This window comes from Winogradskyella helgolandensis (assembly GCF_013404085.1).
Taxonomy (GTDB): domain Bacteria; phylum Bacteroidota; class Bacteroidia; order Flavobacteriales; family Flavobacteriaceae; genus Winogradskyella; species Winogradskyella helgolandensis.
Genome location: NZ_JABFHO010000001.1, coordinates 3,458,999 through 3,478,377, shown reverse-complemented (window position 1 = coordinate 3,478,377; position 19,379 = coordinate 3,458,999). Strand labels below are relative to the sequence as shown.

Genomic DNA, 19,379 nt, shown 5'->3' with positions numbered 1-19,379 from the left:
AAAGGAAAATGTTATGTTAATTTATGTCTAATTTACTATTTCTTTTAAGGGTTTGAGTGATTCGTACGAGTATCTCCTTCCTTCTGGGAAGGGATAAGGAAGGGCCTCTTTTGGATTTTAAAACTGATTAATAATCATGTTGGCTACACGTAAGGCCTCAGTACCATCATGTAACGTTACAATCGGTTTTGTGTTGTTAGTAATGGCATCAGCAAATGTTTCGAGTTCATCTAAAATAGCATTATTGTTGGCTATATCTGGATTATCGAAATAGATTTGTTTTTTAATGCCTTCTGCATTTTGAAGAATCATATCAAAATCACCAGGTTGTTCTGGAGCATCTTTCATTTTAACCACTTCACATTTCTTTTCTAAAAAATCGACTGAGATGTACGCATCTCTTTGAAAGAAGCGTGTTTTACGCATGTTCTTTAATGAAATTCTACTCGCTGTTAAATTTGCTACACAGCCATTTTTGAATTCTATACGTGCATTCGCAATATCTGGTGTTTCACTTACGACTGAAACTCCACTTGCAGAAATATGTTTTACAGGTGATTTAACCACCGAAAGAATAATATCTATATCATGAATCATTAAATCCAAAACCACAGGTACATCTGTACCTCGAGGATTAAATTCAGCAAGTCTGTGACATTCAATAAACATCGGGTTTTTAATCTGATCTTTCACTCCAATAAAAGCAGGGTTAAAACGCTCTACATGACCAACCTGACCTTTTACTCCGTGTTCTGCCACCAAAGTTCTAATAGTTTCGGCTTCCTCAACGGTATTTGTAATTGGCTTTTCTATAAAGATATGTTTCCCTTTTTTAATGGCTTGTTTCGCACAATCATAATGGGAAAGGGTAGGAGTGACAATATCAACAATATCTACAGCATCGATTAAATCATCTATGGAATCAAAATAGGTATACCCAAATTCTTCTACAACACGTTTTGCATTTTCAGCATCTGCATCGTAAAAACCGACCAGGTCATATTTATTGGATTGATTAAGTAATCTTAAATGAATTTTACCAAGGTGACCAGCACCGAGAACTCCCGCTTTTAGCATGTTTTTCTGTTTTTAACAAAAATAGTCGTTTTCGCTCAGAAATTGAAAAAAGAAAATATAAAATACTGCGAAATTGATAAGTGAATATTTCAGAAGGAAAACAGATACTGATCCCTTAAAAGATTGTTTCTAAGATATAAATTAGAATTTGAAATTTTGTTTTAATAATTTGAACTTTTTGAGGTTGGATTTTGCTTTTCTTTGAGCTATTTTTACGGAAACTAAACTACGCTTTGAAAGATACATTTAAGCATCAAGGGATGCGTCTAAAACTTGTTGATACACTGATTAATAAAGACATTAAAGATAAAGGTGTCTTAAAAGCCATTGGTAAAATTCCTAGACATTTCTTTATGGATTCTAGTTTTATAGATCATGCTTACCAAGATAAAGCGTTTCCTATTGCTGCAGACCAAACCATTTCTCAACCCTATACGGTAGCGTTTCAATCTGAATTATTACAAGTAAAACCTGGTGATAAAGTTTTAGAAATAGGAACTGGTAGTGGTTATCAAACCGCTGTGTTATTAGAATTGGGAGCAAAGGTGTATAGTATTGAGCGTCAACAAGAACTCTTTAAAAAGACGTCTAAATTTTTACCTAAGTTGGGTTACAGAGCAAAAAGTCTCATATTTGGCGATGGTTATAAAGGTTTGCCCGTTGAGGCTCCGTTTCAAAGTATTATTGTAACAGCAGGTGCACCTTATGTACCTAACCCTTTATTGAGTCAATTAGCTATTGGAGGACGTCTTGTGATTCCTGTTGGAGATGATGTACAAGTGATGACGATGTTTATTAGAAAAGGACCAAAAGAATTTGAAAAACATGAATTTGGTGATTTCAGATTTGTACCGATGTTAGAGGACAAAAATTAGTTTGTGATCTAACATTGGTTCTCGATACAAATTTTCTTCGTGCCTCTTAAAATTCACTCGAACTGACGCCAGGAAATGCTAGTCCGTAGCCTTCGTATAAGCATCATCTCCACCAACAATTGGTAATTTCAATTGAGTACTTCCTAAATGTATCATCAGTTCAGTACCTGGTTTTGGATGTAATGTAAATTCTTTGTCGCTTGAAAATATCATTAAGCCAATTTGTTGTCCTGCTTTTATAATTTGATCATCAGGTTGTAAATCGAAAGTTATCGTATAATCTTTTCCTATGACTAAATTTTCCTCTTTAGATAGCGATTTATGATTTTTAGGGTCTGCCCAACCTCTTGTAATGATGTTATCCGTAATCTTTACATCTTTCCCTTCTTGCCAAGGTAACGAGACCAACCAAACCGATAAATTGGCTGCTGGTTTACTGCTGGCTAATGTAATGGTGACTTGTGGGACACCAGAAATGTGAAGATCTTCTTTCAATTTAGGAGTAACATATAGTAATCTGTTTTTTGAATTTGTAGCTTGTGCAAGTTCACTTCCTGAAATTGAGGCGTCATCTGAAAGCATTTCGCCTGCCACCGGAACTTTGTTCAGTGTTAAGCCACCAATGGATGTGCCGCCATATGTTAAATTTAAAGAAACATCTGAAGCTTCAGGATTTGGATAATCTTTATAAGCTGTTGGTTCTTGTGGATCATCATATTCTCTAACAATATAAGATTTATTCTCCGCGTTCTCAACACCATTGTCAATACCATGAAGATACTTTGTAAACCATTTATTCATCATAGACGTTGGAGGTGGTCCACCATGGCCATTTTGGTGATAGTAAATCTGAGTTGGTAAGCCTTTTTCTTTTGCGGCTTTGTAAATGCGGTAACTATGCACAGGCATCACATTCCAATCGTTAAAACCATGAGACATCAATAAAGCAGCTTTCATGTTATCCATTTGGTTTAAGTAATCTCGTCCTTCCCAAAATTCATTATAATCGCCAGTTTCTCTATCCATACCGTTTTTCATTTCGGTATCTCTTATGGTTTCGTTATTGTATGGCCTGTTTTCTTCTTTCCCACTATGTACAAAATCATAAAGGACATCAATATCTTCACCTAAATAACCACCAGGCGAACGTACTAAGCCATTAGAACGGTAATAATGATAATACGAGGTATTTGGCGCAATAGGAATAATAGCTTCTAAACCTTCAACTCCTGTCGTTGCAGCTGCTAGAGGTAAAGTGCCGTTATAGGATGTGCCAGTCATTCCCACTTTTCCTGTAGACCAATAAGCTTTAATCTCTTCGCTACCTTCACGTTCGGTGTAACCTTTCGCTCTGCCACACAACCAATCGATTACTGCTTTTGGAGCTAAAGATTCATTTTCTCCTCCTATAGTTGGTGCTCCATCAGATAAACCAGTTCCTGGTGATGAAGAATGAACTACGATATAACCTCTAGGTACCCATTTTCTTAAGTGCGAATTAGAAATAATTGGTCGGTGACCTCTTCTGGTGACTTCAGGATGAACGCGTTCTTTTGCCGATTCTCCTAATTCTATTTCAACATCCCACATCACTCCTGGTAAATCTGCAGCAACTCCTGCAAAATAAGGGCTAGTAACATAGATTATTGGTAGTTTTAGATCTTCAGTTTCTGTTTGCTCTGGTCGCGTTACGGCGACATGCATACGATCTGGTTTGCCATCTCCATCAGTGTCAAATTCTGTTTCGACCCATAAATCGTGTCGAATCCATTTATTGGTATTACTAAAAGCTTCAACAATTTGAGCTTCTCCATCTTTAAAAATAGGTGTTGTTTTTTCTGTGGTGTTTTGGGCGCAACTTATGATTGAAATTGACAACGCAATAATTAAAGTTGAAATGGATTTTGGTGAGATGATCATAATTCAATGGATTTTTAATTTTCTAGTGCTGTTAAGATACTCTGAACATTAGGATTATTTTCTAATTCAAGAGTTTTAGTATAGTATTTTTTTGCGTGAACAGTATCGTTTTGTAATAAGTAAAAGTCAGCTAAATCTTTAAAAACGCTCGGTCTATTGGGATAATATTCAATATTAAGTTCATAATTTTCACGTGCTTGTTCAGGTAATTTATGATAGTTAAGCAGCATACTAGCATTACTACTAACCCAATTTTTATCAGGTTTAAACGTATAACCTAAATTTTGTGATACCCTATTAAAATGTTTTTTTGTTAAACTAGCAAAGTGATCATCACTAGTTTCGGGTACAAAAAATTTGCTACGGTATTTGTGCTCTTCTTTAAATTCAAACCAAGAATAAAAAAAACGTAAACCGTCTAGTTGAGCTAAATATGCCGTACTTCCGTGAGTATCGTTATTATAATATTTCCAACCCATATTCAAGTTCGTATCAGAATAATTTATTTGATCAACAAGGTCTAAGGAATGACGCACATATTTATTAGCGTTAATGGTGTCTTTTTTTATACTTTCTAGATTACTTCCATAAGTGGCCGTATTTGCAATAGCTATATAAAGATTTTTATTTTGAAAATGCTTTCCCTTTAAACTATAAGTTGGATTGTTTAGGAAAAGGTTATTGTCAAAATAAAGACTGCCATCTATCAATAAATAATTATCAAACATTTCGGGATGCTTGGTTAGCGCATGCATAACGACTAAACCTCCAAAAGAGTGTCCAATAATTGTTCGGTGTTGAGCACCTGAATAATTTTGCTCTATATAAGGAAATAGTTCAGTTTTTATAAATTCTAGAAACTGAGATCCTCCTCCAAACTGTTTTGGTTTTCGGGCTGTAGTTGGAGAGAAATCCATCATTCGGCTTTCATTATTAATATTAGATATGCCTACTACAATCATTTCAGGTAGGATTTTAGTATCATGCATTTCACTATACTGTTTCAGCATTCCCACAAACGGAACAAAATTATAACGACCATCCAACAAATAAACTACTGGATACTGTTTTCTTTTCCTGTTAGGGTCTTTTGCGCTCTCCGGAATATAGATAATAAGTTCTCGCTCTTGGTTGAGCATTTTGGAATATATTGTATCTATTATACCTAGTTGGAGTCCCGAGTTTGAAGTCGCAGATGATTTTTCTAATATATCTTTCTTTTTATGTTGTATACATGAAACACTAGCCAAAACTAAGATAATAAGGATTTGATTTTTAAATTTCGGCATGGAAGCTTGGTGTCATTTAGTGATTGCCATAAAAATAAACACTTAAAAATAAACATCACTTAAATCTGAGATTTGTTTTTTGAAAATAAAACTCCTAAAACTCCTAAAACTCCTAAAACGAATAGCGAAAAGCCACAATTTTAGGAGTTGTTATTTTAAATTTACTATTTAGTTATTTGACGTTCCCAGCTAGCTCCACTAATATCAGTCATTTTTAAAGTGTAAGTCCCTCTTGGTAAATTCAGAATGGTAGACGTATTCAATTTTAGTTTAGCTTTTGCACCTAAAGGCACAATTAAACTGTGCTTTCCGGATTTAATTTTTGCGATATAATAATTATCTATAACATGTTCAGGTAAGTTGGCCAACTGATTTTGAGTATAGTTTGTAACCACATTGCCGTTCTTATCTTTAAGTTCTATTCCAATAATCCAAGCTCCATAAACATCAACACCTTCAACTCTAAAAACATCAAAAGAAAGTCCGTTTTTATCCAATTTTCCTTCCGTAATTTCAAGTTTAGGTTTTACAGATTTGTTGTGCAAAGTTCCCCAAAGTCCACCATGAAACACTTGATTTGTATAGAGGGTTAGTCCTAATATAAAAAATGAACCCACAATTACAACTTTACCAAATAGATTGTCTTTAATAGGATGTAAGCCAGAACCTAACCAAGCAAACCATTTCTTTTTAGTGAAAGCGACATTCTTATTCATTAAATAATTATCTAAAGAAAATCGTCCGCTTCCTGTTAGGAATAAAACAAAACCAGTGGCTATACCAAGCACTCCAATTTGCCATTCATCTAAGCACGTTGTGCCAATCCAACCCGAACCTAAAAGGATTCCCATGGCCAATCCAAAGACTCCAATACTCATTAATCTGGTGAATAATCCGAATATGATAAACAAACCAACAATACCTTCAATTATAGTAAAAGCCACCATATTATAATAGAGTATATCTGGATTTTCTACCAAATATTGAATAATAGGTTTTATGCCTAAAGCGTTGGGGAGGAAATGGTTAAATTTTTCTCCAATATAACCAGGTAATTCTGGATCTAATTTGTTGGCTAAAATGGTGCGTCTAAAAAATGCAGAAAAATACGTCCAACCAATGACCATTCTGACTGCAAGGGCTAAGAAACCCGAATCGTTTTTAATATGTAAATTCATGTTGTATATCTATAATTTGAGTAATAATTTTCTACTAGCTAGAATGCTAGACTTAGGTGTGAAGAAAATTAGTTATAGATATGCTTTATTATTTTGAAAGAGAATATAGTAAGGAGCTAAAGGCGGAATTTCGGCTCTAGCATTGTAATATTGTGTTATAGGTCTATCAGCAAGTGAAGCCGTTTTAATATTAAATTGCTTGTGCTTTATTAAAATAGCTTTCGAAAGTTGAAGGCTCTGATTAGCTGTTGAAATTATCGTTTCTGTATCTGTAGAAATATCACAACTGCCATTTTTTAGAGACGATATGCTTTTGTTTGAAACTTCTGTTTTGGGAGTTTCAAAAACCTCTTGAATAGAATTTCGGACTTTACAAGGGGAAAAAATCAATAGGACAACCAACCCAATTATGGATAGGATAGAGGTCAGCTGTTTTATGTAGTTTGAAATTTTCACTTCGCAAATATGCTATTTACAATTTTACAATTTTTAAAAAAAATGTTAATTGTTGGAAAAAGGGTATCAAGGTTCTCGATACAAATTTCTTTTGTACCTCTTGAAATTAACTCGAACTGACATAAGGTACTATTTAAACTATTGTTTAGGTAAATAAGCTTCAGGAATAGGAACTTCTTTAGATTCTTGTTTCCAATATAAATTAATAATCCACCAACGCGTGCCATCATTAAATAATTGAATACTATTAATACCGCGCATAAATGGTTGTTCGTCGTCTTTGTTTTTGTAAGATTCGTAAGTACTAAAAACGTGTGCAAAGTCTCCAAAAGTTTGTGTTTCTCGTTTTATTTCAACTTCATGAAAGCCATTATCGACTAACCATTGTCCAGAAGTTTTAATATAATCTTCTGTAGACATGTAACGCACCGTTATTTTTTTATCTTTTTTTCCTATTGGAATAAGTTTAGCATCTTCTCTGAATAAATGCTTAAATAGGTCCCAATTTCGCGCTTCTCCTTTGTTCCCGGAAATTACGGAGTATAAGGTCGCTATGGTACTATCTATGGTGGTGACTTTGCTAGAATAATCTATCTTTTCTTGAGCTGAAATACTTACCGTGATAAGAAATAAAAGTAGTGTGGTTTTTGTTTTCATATTAATTTTTTAGATTGGCTTATTTATTAATTTAGTCCCCAAGTTGCTCTTTTTGTACTAAATACCATTTTCCGTTTTTGCCTTCAAAATAGTATTTGGAATCACCTCCTGTTTCAACCCCATACCAATGAATAACACGTTCGTTTGTCGGTCGTAAAATTAAATCAAAGTTATCATATATTTGGGTTCTTTCACTAGCTGTATTTATATAAAATGAATTGTATTTCCATTTGTTTTTAGGTAATGATAGAGTATCAATAGGTCCACCTAAATCATCTTTCCATGTTATATAAGTGAGTGGAAACTTTATTCGATTCATTTGAAAAGTGGAGTCAGTCATAAAACTCCAAAAGAAAGAATCAAAATTTTCATTATTGTATTTAGGTTCTATTATTTTGTTAGCTTCTCCTTTAAGTGAATTTATAATATTATTAGCGTTTAAAAGTTCTACTTTAAGACTGTCTATTGTGTGATTTAAATTAGTCCTTTCATTAGTTGTTTTAGATTCGCAATTAAATATACAAATAACAAAAATTAGAAATAGGGATTTTTTCATCGCATTTTATTTCTTATAAAATTAAAAGAATTTCAAACCAAACACAATAGCATCACTCTGAAATCCGCTTTGGTAAGAGCGCAAATAATCAACTCTTAAGAATCTCCATTTTCCCCAACCGATATTATCAATACCAACGGAATATTCCTGATGCGGTTTAAAATCTGGTGTGGCTAATACATGTGCGCCAATGACTAAGTTAAAATTCAACTTATTTAATAATGGCATTTTCCCGAGTAAAAAGCCGTTAAAATCGTGTTCTACATGTGCTTCAAAATAGGAATCATTGGTGCTCGCCGCATAATAATCTAAATTGTTGAATACATTGGTATAATTCCCTACTGTGCTAACGTGCGTTTGGTTACCATTAAAATGTTGGTAATCCATAAAGGCCATATCATCGGCATTAAAAAAGGTGCCGGCCTTTAGATTGTACATCAATCGACCTTTGTCTTTTACATTAAACGATTGTATAAGGCTTGCTTTAATTTTATCAAAATTATAATCGCTATTGGTGGCGCCAAATCCTTTTTCGTAACCTAAGTACAGGGTTGGGTAATCGTCGTTACCAACATTGTATTTAGCATCAGGATAACTCAAATATTCTTGCCCAAAATTGATTCTGGCATCAATATTCGCTTTAATAATATTATGGGTTTGAAAAGGGGCAATTCCAAAAGCAGTTTCATCTAGTGGATTGTTACTCGTATATACATCGTTCTCTTCATTAATAAATGTTTGGTCTGTAGTGTTGAAAAGTGCTTTTCGTCTTTCGTAACTTACACCTGTATATAATCTGAAGCCGTTAAATAGTTCTTCCGAATAATTTAAAGCAACATAACTCTTGTCATATAGCTTCATGTAATTATCTTCAAAAAAGAGTGTGCTTACGGAGTTGATTAATGGAGAAATAGGATTGGATGGATTAAATTGTTCTGCAGAAACTCCACCAGAGACCCTTAAAAAGGAATTACTAATACTGTTGAATTTATACAATAACGCAACTGTTGCACGTAAACGTTCATCAGAAAATCCATATTGAATATTTCCACTAGCTCTAAAAAAGCGTTTAAAATCGTCATAATTCTTTGTGTAAAACACATTGGCATTAGCCGTATAACCTTGAACGGTATTAAATTGCACTCCTAGCAATGGAATGTCATAACCTAAGCGATAATCTTTATGAGAATTTTGATAGGTATAGCCTAAGATACTTCCTAGTTTGAATTTGTTTCTTACAGCATCTATAGAATCTAAGTATGGTTTAGACTCGCGTAGAATTTGAATACTATCTTTTTTTATATAATCGGTACGTTCCTCAGCAGTTAAAGGCACAGGTCTAATAGCATTCCAGAATATAGAATCTTTCTTGTTGGCTTCTTTTTCGAAAGCCACAATTTCGCGACTAAAATCTTTTCTAGTAAGGCCAGTATTAAATTCGTAATTACTGTAAACTGCCGTAAAACGACCTTCACCTTTAATGCCGAAAAGTGCATATTTAAAATTGATACTTTGCGAAATTTGAGCCCAGATATCATCTGATTCAGAATACGAAAAACTCTGTTGCAGAGAAATGACATCTACCATAGGAATACGTGCTTGAACACCAGTAATATCTAATTCAATAGCAAAAATATCCCACTGATCTTCCACAATATAAATGAAGCCAGAAAATACAGGGTCATTTTTACGTTTGGGTATAACTTTTACTTTGTTTATGAGGTTTCCTCTGTCGTCGTAAAAAATACCTTCAAGCTTGTAGCGGTAATAATTAAAAGCATTATTAGCAATAGGAGAAACAATTTCATTACCAAAACGAATGGTGTTATTATAAAAATTAAAGTCTACATCTAAAGCACTATTAAAGCTAAAGCCGTTGCTATCTCCACTAATTTTTGATGCTGTAATGTTTTCTTTAAGCTTATCAGGATTCAGAAACTGAATTTTAGAAATGGTTTCCGATAAATAGATGATTCCGCTTCTTGTGGAATCTAAGCCACCTCCTAAATCACCAACATCTTGACCCATTATTTTTTCGGGTGCATCCTTAATTTTAATTAAGCCTCTAGAATAGAAATCGGCCTTAAATGAATTAATCTTTTCAAGATTGGCTTTTCGTTGTTCAATGGCTTGGCGCATTATGGCTATTGCTGGATCGTTTTCAGAGTCGATTACAACTTCGTTGAGCGATACTGATTCTTCTACTAAAATGATATCTAATTCAAACGGGAATTTTTCTATCGTAATGGTCTTTTTTACCGTTTTATAGCCGAGATAACTATATACAATAGTATAAGTTTTTGGTGTTGAAATATTGAGTTCATAATAACCGTCATCATTGCTCGTAGTACCTTTGTAAGTATTCTCGATTAAGATATTTACAAATGGAAGCGGTTCGTTGTTATGGTCTGTAATATTTCCTTTGATTTGTGCAGAAACTAGCGTAGTGAAAACAATTAGGAAGATACTGAGTAGTTTTTTAGTCATATTGATTTGATTGATGATATATAAAGGCATAGATTCCAAAGATTAAATGAATCAAAAATAAAACGAATATTAATCGTTATTATTTATTTAGAAGCAAATAAAAATGAAATGGTTGCCTAGCTCATGTCAAACTTAGACTAAAATTTGTTGTAGAAAAGTTATAGCAATCTTAAAGTTATCGGAAATCTTTTTTGATACGATCTAAGTTTCGCTTATTGTCACGATCTTTAATGGTCTCGCGTTTATCGTAGAGTTTTTTACCTTTCCCTAATCCAATAATAAGCTTAGCCAAACCTCTGTCGTTAAGAAATAATTTTAAAGGAATGATAGCATTACCTTTTACATCCATTTCTTTCTTCAGTTTTTTAAGCTCTTTTTTATTAAGTAAAAGTTTACGTTCGGCTTTTGGTCTGTGGTTGTAATAGGTACCATATTTGTATTCTTCAACCGTCATATTAATAACAAACAATTCACCCTTGTCATTAAATTCACAAAAACTTTCAGCAATAGATGCTTGGCTAGATCTTATGGATTTAATCTCAGTTCCTGTAAGTACAATTCCAGCCGTATATTTATCTAATATTTCGTACTGAAATTTGGCCTTCTTGTTTAATATGTTAACCTTTTTTTGCATGGGAGGCAAAGATAACAAAGTAAGATAGAAGTTTGAGGGTCGAAGTACACAAAAAAGTTTAATGCTTATAGAACGCAGCACAACTATTGTATGTTTCGTTATACAGAGGCCATTTTAAGAAAGGGCATACGTGCGTAACGAAACATTTAATTTCTAAAAATAAATTGTATTTATTTGGAGAAGCTTATCCTTCAGCAGGAACAAACTTCAACGCATCTCCATTAATGCAATGACGTTTGCCTGTGGTTTCTCTTGGGCCATCATTAAATACATGTCCTAAATGTCCTCCACAAGTTGCACAGTGTTCTTCATCTCTAGTATAACCAATTTTGGTATCTGTTCCAAAGGCAACATTACCCTCAATTACACGGTCAAAACTTGGCCAACCTGTGCCAGAATCAAATTTGTGCTCACTTTTAAAAAGCGGTGTGTCGCAAGCGGCACAATGGTAAACACCTTTTTCGTAATTTTTATCTAAAGGGCTAGAAAAAGGACGTTCAGTTCCCGCTTCTCTTAAAACATGATATTGTTCTGCTGAGAGTTGCGCTTTCCATTCGGCTTCCGTTTTTGTAATATCAAAGGTTTCTTTAGTTTTAGTTTCCGTTTTTTGAGCTGAACTATTACAGCTGAAAAACAAACTAATAATCATTATTAATGCTATCTTTTTCAAAATCTAATTTTTTTAAATTATTCTTTATGGGTTTAGTCGATATGATGTATAATTCATTACAATGTATTGTCAATGTTATTTTTAAATTACATCCAAAATAATGCGTGAATTTATTTTAATTATTGTTAAATTTAACAGCAACAACAATAAGTTTATAAATGTCAATGAAAATATTTCATATAAGTGCAGAATGTTACCCAATTGCTAAAGTAGGTGGTTTGGCTGATGTTGTAGGCGCTTTACCTAAGTACCAAAATGAAATTGGTGCTAATAGTGCTGTGATAATGCCTTTTTATAACAATAAGTTTACGCAATCACATAAATTCACATCCGTTTACGAATCTAATTTGAGATTGGGTAATCAAGAATTACATTATAATATTTTAAAAATTGAAGATTCTAATATTTTAGAATTCGATATTTTCTTTATTCATATTGGTGATTTACTTTATACGGAAAGTGTTTACACTGATAATGATACTAATCGCTTTTTAGCATTTCAAATAGCCGTTTTAGATTGGATACTAACTTTGGAAGAGAAACCTAACTTTATTCATTGTCATGACCATCACACAGGCTTAATTCCGTTTATGGCTCAAGAAAGTTATAAGTACGAGTCTTTAAATAAAATTCCTGTTATTACGACTATTCATAATGCACAATATCAAGGATGGATGGCGTATGATAACTTGTATAAGATTCCACAATTTAATATTGAAAAGGTAGGCCTATTAATGTGGGAAGGTATGATTAACCCATTAGCAGCAGCTATAAAATGTGCTTGGCGTGTGACTACGGTTTCCCCAAGTTACATGGAAGAATTAAAATATAGCGCTAATGGACTAGAGTCATTGTTGTCTCATGAAAATTTTAAGGCTGTAGGTATTTTAAATGGTATAGATTCTGAAGTATGGAATCCAGAGACTGATAAATATATTATAAAGAATTATAAAAAAGCAACAGTTGAAGTTGGTAAAAAAGCGAATAAAAAATGGTTATGCTCACAATTTAATTTAGATGAAAGTAAACCTTTATTTGCCTTTATTGGGCGTTTAGTAGGTGAAAAAGGAGCCGAGCTTTTGCCTTATGCACTAGACTATGCGTTGCGTTCTAAAGATGTGTCAGTCATTGTTTTAGGATCTGGATCTAAGGATACAGAGCGCCAATTGTTTGAACTTATACCAAGGCATAGCGGACATTATAATGCCTACATCGGTTATGATGAAAAGCTTTCACATATCATTTATGCAGGAGCAGACTTTTTATTAATGCCATCGCGTGTAGAGCCGTGCGGACTAAACCAAATGTATTCTCTAAGATACGGAACAGTGCCTGTCGTAAGACGCATTGGAGGTTTAAAAGACACGGTAATAGATATAGGTGATCATGGTTTTGGTATTTGTCATAATGAAGTATCTATTCAAGATATTGTGTATTCAATAAATAGAGGAAAAGAGTTCTATAATAATCAAAAAGATTTTAAAGCCAACCGAAAACATATTATGAGTATCGACCACTCTTGGAAGGTCTCAGCGAAAGCCTATATTGACTTATATAATTCAATAACCTAAATAACTAAATAAAACGAAGCTAATTTTAATTAAACAAGAACTATGATAAACGATAAAGTATTGTCAATTATACTAGGAGGAGGCCAAGGGTCTCGATTATATCCATTAACAGAAAAACGTTCCAAACCTGCAGTGCCAATAGCTGGTAAATATAGATTAGTAGATATACCAATTTCAAACTGTATAAATTCTGATATGAAGCGTATGTATGTCTTAACGCAGTTTAATTCTGCCTCTCTAAATAGACATATTAAAAACACGTATCATTTTAGTTTTTTTAGTTCTGCATTTGTAGATGTACTTGCTGCGGAGCAAACTATTAAAAGTGATAAGTGGTTTCAAGGTACAGCTGATGCAGTGAGACAAAGTATGGATCATTTTCTGCAACACGAATTTGAATATGCCCTAATTTTATCCGGAGATCAATTGTATCAAATGGATTATAATGACATTATTCAAAAGCATATAGAAAGTAATGCAGATATTTCTGTGGCAACATATCCTGTAAACGCCAAAGATGCAACGTCATTTGGAATTTTAAAATCTAATGAGGAAAACGTCATCACGTCGTTTATTGAAAAACCATCTTCGGATTTATTAGTTGATTGGAAATCTGATGTTGGTGAAGAAATGCGAAATCAAGGTCGAGAATATTTAGGATCGATGGGCATATACGTTTTCAATAGAGAGTTGCTAATTAAGCTTATGGCAGATGAAAGCACTGTGGATTTTGGAAAAGAAATTATTCCACAGTCTATCTCTAAATATAAAACGGTGAGTTATCCGTTTGAAGGGTATTGGACAGATATTGGAAATATAGATTCATTTTTTGAAGCAAACATCGGTCTAACTGACGATATACCTCAATTCAATCTTTACGATTCTAAGCAACGTGTATATACAAATGCGCGTATACTTCCTACCTCTAAGATTTCAGGGACTAGTTTAGATAAAGCCGTAGTATCAGAAGGCTGTATAATTGGAGCAGCTAAAATAGAGAAATCTGTGATTGGTATTCGTTCTCGAATCGGTAAAGATTCTACGATTATTAATACCTATATGATGGGTAATGATGATTATGAATCATTAGAAGGTATCAATAAAAATAATACTGAAATTCTTGTAGGAATAGGTGAACGCTGCTTCATTAAAAATACCATTATCGATAAAAATGTTAGAATTGGAGATGATGTAAGAATCAATGGAGGTCCTCATCTTGAAGATACAGAAACAGAAAATTATGTTATTAAAGAAGGTATTGTAGTTATTAAAAAAGGTGCAGTTATTCCTAAAGGGTTTGTACTTTAATATATGGCAGAAGTTATAGCATATAGTCGTTTCACAGATTTTGATGTAGATCTTTTTAAGTCTGGAAAGCACTATCGTTTATATGAGAAATTTGGATCTCACATTACTACTATAGATGGAGTAGAAGGTGTTTACTTTGCTGTTTGGGCACCAAGTGCAAAAATGGTATCTGTAATTGGGGATTTTAATTATTGGACTGAAGGCGAGCATAAATTAAATGTTCGCTGGGATTCTAGCGGAATTTGGGAAGGTTTTATTCCTGGTGCAGGAAAAGGCAGCAAGTACAAGTACAAGATTCTTAGTAGCAACAATGATATAAAAACTGAAAAAGCAGATCCTTACGCAAGACGTGCAGAACATAATCCACAAACAGCATCAATTGTTTGGGATGATCACTATAAATGGAAGGATACCAAATGGATGAAAAAGCGTAAAAAGAACAACGCTTTAGACGCACCATTTTCTGTTTATGAAGTGCATTTAGGTTCTTGGAAAAAACAGGTTGAAGAGAATCGATTTATGTCTTATGTAGAGTTGGCTGATGACTTGGTCAATTATGTAAAAGAGATGAATTTTACGCATGTAGAGTTAATGCCAATTATGGAATTTCCTTATGATCCTTCTTGGGGTTACCAGGTGACGGGTTACTTTGCACCAACATCACGTTTTGGCTATCCTGAAGAATTCAAACTATTAGTCGATAAATTACACCAGAACGATATAGGGATTATTCTCGATTGGGTACCATCACATTTCCCTGAAGACGCACATGGACTTGGTTATTTTGATGGTTCTGCGCTTTACGAACATCCAGATAGAAGAAAAGGCTACCACCAAGATTGGAAGAGTTTAATTTTTAATTATGGACGTAACGAAGTCAAATCATTTTTAATCAGTAATGCCATTTTTTGGTTAGATCAATATCATGCTGATGGTTTCAGAGTAGATGCTGTGGCATCCATGTTATTTTTAGATTACAGTAGAGAAGAAGGAGAATGGGAGCCAAACATGTTTGGTGGACGAGAAAATCTGGAAGCCATGTCATTTTTAAGAGAAATGAATGAAGCTGTGTATTCGGCCTTTCCAGATGTACAAACTATTGCAGAAGAATCAACAGCATTTCCTCTAGTGTCTAAGCCTGTTTTTATGGGAGGTTTAGGATTCGGAATGAAATGGATGATGGGTTGGATGCATGATACACTAGATTATTTTAGTAAAGAACCAGTGTATAGGCAATTCCATCAAAATGATTTAACGTTCTCAATGACTTATGCGTTTACAGAGAATTTTATGTTGCCACTAAGTCATGATGAAGTTGTATACGGAAAAGCTTCTATCTTAGGAAAAATGCCAGGTGATGAATGGCAGCGTTTTGCTAACTTAAGATTGTTGTATAGTTATATGTTTACGCATCCTGGGACCAATTTATTGTTTCAAGGTTCTGAGTTTGGACAAAGTAGTGAGTGGAATTTTAAAACTAGTCTCGATTGGCATTTACTGCAATACGACCCACATAAAGGAGTACAAGAATTAGTTAAAGATTTGAATACACTTTATAAAAACGAACCAGCATTGTATGAAAAGCAGTTTGAAGCAGAAGGTTTTGAATGGATAGATTATGGTGATTCTCAGAATTCTGTTTTTACCTATATTAGAAAAGGAAATGATGAGAAGGACGATGTGATTATTGCTTGTAATATGACACCAAACCCTAAAGAAAATTACAAATTAGGTGTACCAAGAAAAGGGAAGCTTAAAGAAGTTTTTAATAGTGATTTAAAGAAATACTATGGATCTGGAGATTACAAGAATAAATTAAAAACCACGAAAGCTGAAGCTTGGCATTATAGAGATCATTCGGTAGATATTAATATTCCACCATTAGGAATGGTTGCTTTTAGGTATAATAAGGCAGTAAAACCTAAGACAAAAACGAAATCCGATACAAAAACAATTAAAACAAGAAAGACCAAGACAAGTTAGATTATCGTTGTCATATGAATACTTAGACCTGTTATTTTTTTTTAAAATTTATCAGGTCTTTTTTGTCGCTCAGTATCAGTATTTTAATACAAAATCAATAATATAATTGATTAAAGATTTCTATAATCGTAAAAACTGAACCCGAAAACGTAATAGTTAACAACAATTGTTATTATAGATGACTAACCCTTTCAAAAGTTTAAATTTTTCCGTTTTTTTGCGGGTAATTTTTGCTTAAAAATTAACTTATGATTATAAATACTGAATTAGAAAATAAAGGAAATTTATTTCCTTCAAAAATAATAGACTTTAAAAAAGATGTAGATAAACTGTATTTTACAGCAGACAATGATGTCATTTTAGAGTTGACAGTTGTTAGAGATAGTTTGTTACGCTTTAGATATACTACAGTTGGTAATTTTGATAATGATTTCTCTTATGCAATTACTAAATACGCTAGTATAGGATATAATAAGCTAGAAATAGAAGATAAAGAAGAGTATTATGAAGTCATTACAACTAAATTAGTTTGTAAGATTTTAAAGGAAGATATGAGAATATCAATCTATGATGCCATTGATGGAGTACTTATTAACCAAGATGAAGGTGGATTTCATTGGGAAGAAAGCTACGAATATGGTGGAAACATAGTTAAAATGAGTAAAGTCTCTAATGATGGAGAAAGTTACTATGGTCTTGGAGATAAACCAAATCATTTAAATCTTAAAGGTAAGCGTTATAATAATTGGGTAACTGATTCTTATGCATATGGAAAAGATACAGATCCTATTTATAAAACGATTCCATTTTACACAGGTTTACATCATGGAAAAGCCTATGGTATTTTCTTTGATAATACATTTAAATCATCTTTCGATTTTGCTCACGAACGAAGAAACGTTACTAGTTTCTGGTCTCAAGGGGGTGAAATGAATTATTACTTTTTCTACGGTCCTAAAATGAATGATGTTGTAGAGAGTTATACGGATTTAACAGGGAAACCACATCATTTACCACCACTTTGGGCCTTAGGTTTTCACCAATGTAAATGGAGTTATTATCCAGAAAGCAAAGTAAAGGAGATTACGTCAACTTTTAGAAAACTTCAGATTCCTTGTGATGCTATTTATTTAGATATCGATTACATGGAAGGGTTTCGTTGTTTCACTTGGAACAAAGAATATTTTCCAGATCCTAAACGAATGGTTAAGGAATTATTAGACGATGGGTTTAAAACCGTTGCGATTATAGATCCAGGTATTAAAATTGACAAAGAGTATTCTGTATTTAAAGAGGCTTTAGAAAAAGATTATTTCTGTAAACGTGCAGATGGTGATTATATGAAAGGTAAAGTATGGCCTGGTGAATGTTATTTTCCGGATTTTACAAATCCTGAAGTGAGAGATTGGTGGTCTGGATTATTTCAAGAACTTATTGAAGATATTGGCATCAAAGGTGTTTGGAATGACATGAATGAGCCAGCCGTTATGGAAGTGCCAAACAAAACATTTCCAGATGATGTACGTCACGATTATGATGGTAATCCTTGTAGCCACAGAAAAGCCCATAATATTTATGGTATGCAGATGGCAAGAGCAACGTACCAAGGTCTGAAAAAATATTCATATCCAAAACGTCCCTTTGTTATTACACGAGCCGCTTATTCTGGTACGCAGCGTTACACGTCTACTTGGACAGGAGATAACGTAGCAACGTGGGAGCACTTATGGATTGCAAATATCCAGGCTCAACGTATGGCTATGTCTGGTTTCTCTTTTGCTGGTAGTGATATCGGTGGATTTGCAGAACAACCACAAGGGGAATTATTTACACGATGGATTCAGTTAGGGATTTTTCATCCATTTTTTAGAGTCCATTCTTCAGGTGATCATGGAGACCAAGAACCTTGGGCTTTTGATGAAGATGTAACGGCAATAGTAAAGAAATTTATAGAAATTAGATATCAATTATTACCTTATTTATACACGGCTTTTTGGAATTATGTAGATCACGGAACACCATTATTAAAATCATTGGTGCTATACGATCAAGCAGATGTACAAACACATTACAGAACAGACGAGTTTATTTTTGGAGAGCAAATTTTAGCTTGTCCTGTATTAGAGCCAAATGCTAAAGGTCGTAGAATGTATATTCCTCAAGGGAATTGGTATAATTTCTGGACCGATGAGGTTGTAAAAGGAGGTAAAGAAATGTGGGTAGATGCTGATATTGATAGTGTACCATTTTTCGTAAAAGAAGGGGCTATTATTCCTAAATACCCAATCCAACAATATGTAGGTGAAAAGGAAATTACTGAAATTACGTTAGATGTTTATTATAAAGATGGTAAAGAAGAAAGCGAACTTTATAGTGATGCTAATGATGGCTTTGATTATACAAAAGGTCGTTACAGTTTAAGAAATTTTAAACTCACAGGAAAAGCTAACGAACTAATCATCAATCAACATAAAGAAGGGAAATTTACAACACCTTATGAAACTTTTAATATTCAATTCCATGGTCTACCTTTCGATATTGTTGAGGTTCAATTAGATAATGAAAAAATAATTCATAAAAGTTTAATAGCGAACGGAATAGAATCTATTGTTGTGGATAAGAATTTTTCTGAGTTACATATAAAAGGAATTAAGTCAAAGGCATAGTGACCATTTGCTTATTTTAGTGTCATATTATTTAGAAATGAAGATTTTCATT

15 protein-coding genes are annotated in these 19,379 nt (G+C 33.4%); 5 read left to right on the top strand and 10 right to left on the bottom strand.

Features of this window, described 5'->3' with window-relative positions; all coding sequences use genetic code 11:
• Positions 1-117: 117 nt before the first annotated feature.
• Positions 118-1,077, bottom strand: coding sequence for a Gfo/Idh/MocA family protein (locus HM992_RS14690; RefSeq protein ID WP_179320217.1), 960 nt, complete (start codon positions 1,075-1,077; stop codon positions 118-120).
• 233 nt (positions 1,078-1,310) lie between these two features.
• Here HM992_RS14690 and HM992_RS14685 point away from each other — a divergent pair, with 233 nt between their 5' ends.
• On the top strand, positions 1,311-1,952 hold the full coding sequence (locus tag HM992_RS14685) for a protein-L-isoaspartate(D-aspartate) O-methyltransferase (RefSeq protein WP_179320216.1): 642 nt from the start codon (positions 1,311-1,313) through the stop codon (positions 1,950-1,952).
• Between the two features lie 78 nt (positions 1,953-2,030).
• Here HM992_RS14685 and HM992_RS14680 read toward each other — a convergent pair whose 3' ends face one another.
• The 9 genes from HM992_RS14680 to msrB form a co-directional block, all read right to left on the bottom strand.
• Entirely contained in the window at positions 2,031-3,872 is a 1,842-nt protein-coding gene (locus HM992_RS14680; protein ID WP_179320215.1) for a Xaa-Pro dipeptidyl-peptidase, read from the bottom strand.
• Between the two features lie 14 nt (positions 3,873-3,886).
• Entirely contained in the window at positions 3,887-5,161 is a 1,275-nt protein-coding gene (locus HM992_RS14675) for an alpha/beta hydrolase-fold protein (protein ID WP_179320214.1), read from the bottom strand.
• 164 nt (positions 5,162-5,325) lie between these two features.
• A complete protein-coding gene (locus HM992_RS14670) occupies positions 5,326-6,339 on the bottom strand; it encodes a TQO small subunit DoxD (protein ID WP_179320213.1) in 1,014 nt (337 codons plus the stop codon).
• A 72-nt stretch (positions 6,340-6,411) separates the two neighbouring features.
• Complete coding sequence (locus HM992_RS14665) at positions 6,412-6,795, bottom strand: hypothetical protein (protein ID WP_179320212.1); 384 nt, start codon at positions 6,793-6,795, stop codon at positions 6,412-6,414.
• 138 nt (positions 6,796-6,933) lie between these two features.
• Entirely contained in the window at positions 6,934-7,452 is a 519-nt protein-coding gene (locus tag HM992_RS14660; RefSeq protein WP_179320211.1) for a hypothetical protein, read from the bottom strand.
• Positions 7,453-7,483: 31 nt separating this feature from the next.
• On the bottom strand, positions 7,484-8,008 hold the full coding sequence (locus HM992_RS14655) for a DUF4348 domain-containing protein (protein ID WP_179320210.1): 525 nt from the start codon (positions 8,006-8,008) through the stop codon (positions 7,484-7,486).
• 21 nt (positions 8,009-8,029) lie between these two features.
• Positions 8,030-10,525: a DUF5686 and carboxypeptidase regulatory-like domain-containing protein gene (locus tag HM992_RS14650; protein ID WP_229720506.1), complete on the bottom strand. Its 2,496-nt coding sequence runs from the start codon at positions 10,523-10,525 to the stop codon at positions 8,030-8,032.
• A gap of 145 nt (positions 10,526-10,670) precedes the next feature.
• Positions 10,671-11,129 (bottom strand): SsrA-binding protein SmpB, encoded by a 459-nt coding sequence (gene smpB / locus HM992_RS14645; protein WP_178985704.1) that lies wholly within the window; start codon positions 11,127-11,129, stop codon positions 10,671-10,673.
• A gap of 184 nt (positions 11,130-11,313) precedes the next feature.
• Complete coding sequence (gene msrB, locus HM992_RS14640) at positions 11,314-11,799, bottom strand: peptide-methionine (R)-S-oxide reductase MsrB (RefSeq protein WP_229720505.1); 486 nt, start codon at positions 11,797-11,799, stop codon at positions 11,314-11,316.
• A gap of 164 nt (positions 11,800-11,963) precedes the next feature.
• On the opposite strand from msrB, the gene HM992_RS14635 reads away from it, so the two are divergent.
• The 4 genes from HM992_RS14635 (at position 11,964) to HM992_RS14620 (ending at position 19,327) form a co-directional block, all read left to right on the top strand.
• Positions 11,964-13,370 (top strand): glycogen synthase, encoded by a 1,407-nt coding sequence (locus HM992_RS14635; protein ID WP_179320209.1) that lies wholly within the window; start codon positions 11,964-11,966, stop codon positions 13,368-13,370.
• 42 nt (positions 13,371-13,412) lie between these two features.
• A complete protein-coding gene (locus tag HM992_RS14630) occupies positions 13,413-14,678 on the top strand; it encodes a glucose-1-phosphate adenylyltransferase (RefSeq protein WP_178985702.1) in 1,266 nt (421 codons plus the stop codon).
• A gap of 3 nt (positions 14,679-14,681) precedes the next feature.
• Positions 14,682-16,661, top strand: coding sequence for a 1,4-alpha-glucan branching protein GlgB (gene glgB / locus HM992_RS14625; RefSeq protein ID WP_179320208.1), 1,980 nt, complete (start codon positions 14,682-14,684; stop codon positions 16,659-16,661).
• A 248-nt stretch (positions 16,662-16,909) separates the two neighbouring features.
• Positions 16,910-19,327, top strand: a complete 2,418-nt coding sequence (locus HM992_RS14620; protein WP_179320207.1) for a glycoside hydrolase family 31 protein — start codon at positions 16,910-16,912, stop codon at positions 19,325-19,327.
• Positions 19,328-19,379 lie beyond the last annotated feature (52 nt).

What these genes read in the sequence shown, in the direction of transcription:
- HM992_RS14655 (WP_179320210.1), bottom strand. Translation starts at nt 8,008, where the DNA reads ATGAAAAAATCCCTATTTCTAATTTTTGTTATTTGTATATTTAATTGC.
- smpB (WP_178985704.1), bottom strand. Translation starts at nt 11,129, where the DNA reads ATGCAAAAAAAGGTTAACATATTAAACAAGAAGGCCAAATTTCAGTAC.
- HM992_RS14675 (WP_179320214.1), bottom strand. Translation starts at nt 5,161, where the DNA reads ATGCCGAAATTTAAAAATCAAATCCTTATTATCTTAGTTTTGGCTAGT.
- HM992_RS14660 (WP_179320211.1), bottom strand. Translation starts at nt 7,452, where the DNA reads ATGAAAACAAAAACCACACTACTTTTATTTCTTATCACGGTAAGTATT.
- glgB (WP_179320208.1), top strand. Translation starts at nt 14,682, where the DNA reads ATGGCAGAAGTTATAGCATATAGTCGTTTCACAGATTTTGATGTAGAT.
- HM992_RS14670 (WP_179320213.1), bottom strand. Translation starts at nt 6,339, where the DNA reads ATGAATTTACATATTAAAAACGATTCGGGTTTCTTAGCCCTTGCAGTC.
- HM992_RS14680 (WP_179320215.1), bottom strand. Translation starts at nt 3,872, where the DNA reads ATGATCATCTCACCAAAATCCATTTCAACTTTAATTATTGCGTTGTCA.
- HM992_RS14630 (WP_178985702.1), top strand. Translation starts at nt 13,413, where the DNA reads ATGATAAACGATAAAGTATTGTCAATTATACTAGGAGGAGGCCAAGGG.
- HM992_RS14650 (WP_229720506.1), bottom strand. Translation starts at nt 10,525, where the DNA reads ATGCCTTTATATATCATCAATCAAATCAATATGACTAAAAAACTACTC.
- HM992_RS14635 (WP_179320209.1), top strand. Translation starts at nt 11,964, where the DNA reads ATGAAAATATTTCATATAAGTGCAGAATGTTACCCAATTGCTAAAGTA.
- HM992_RS14620 (WP_179320207.1), top strand. Translation starts at nt 16,910, where the DNA reads ATGATTATAAATACTGAATTAGAAAATAAAGGAAATTTATTTCCTTCA.
- HM992_RS14690 (WP_179320217.1), bottom strand. Translation starts at nt 1,077, where the DNA reads ATGCTAAAAGCGGGAGTTCTCGGTGCTGGTCACCTTGGTAAAATTCAT.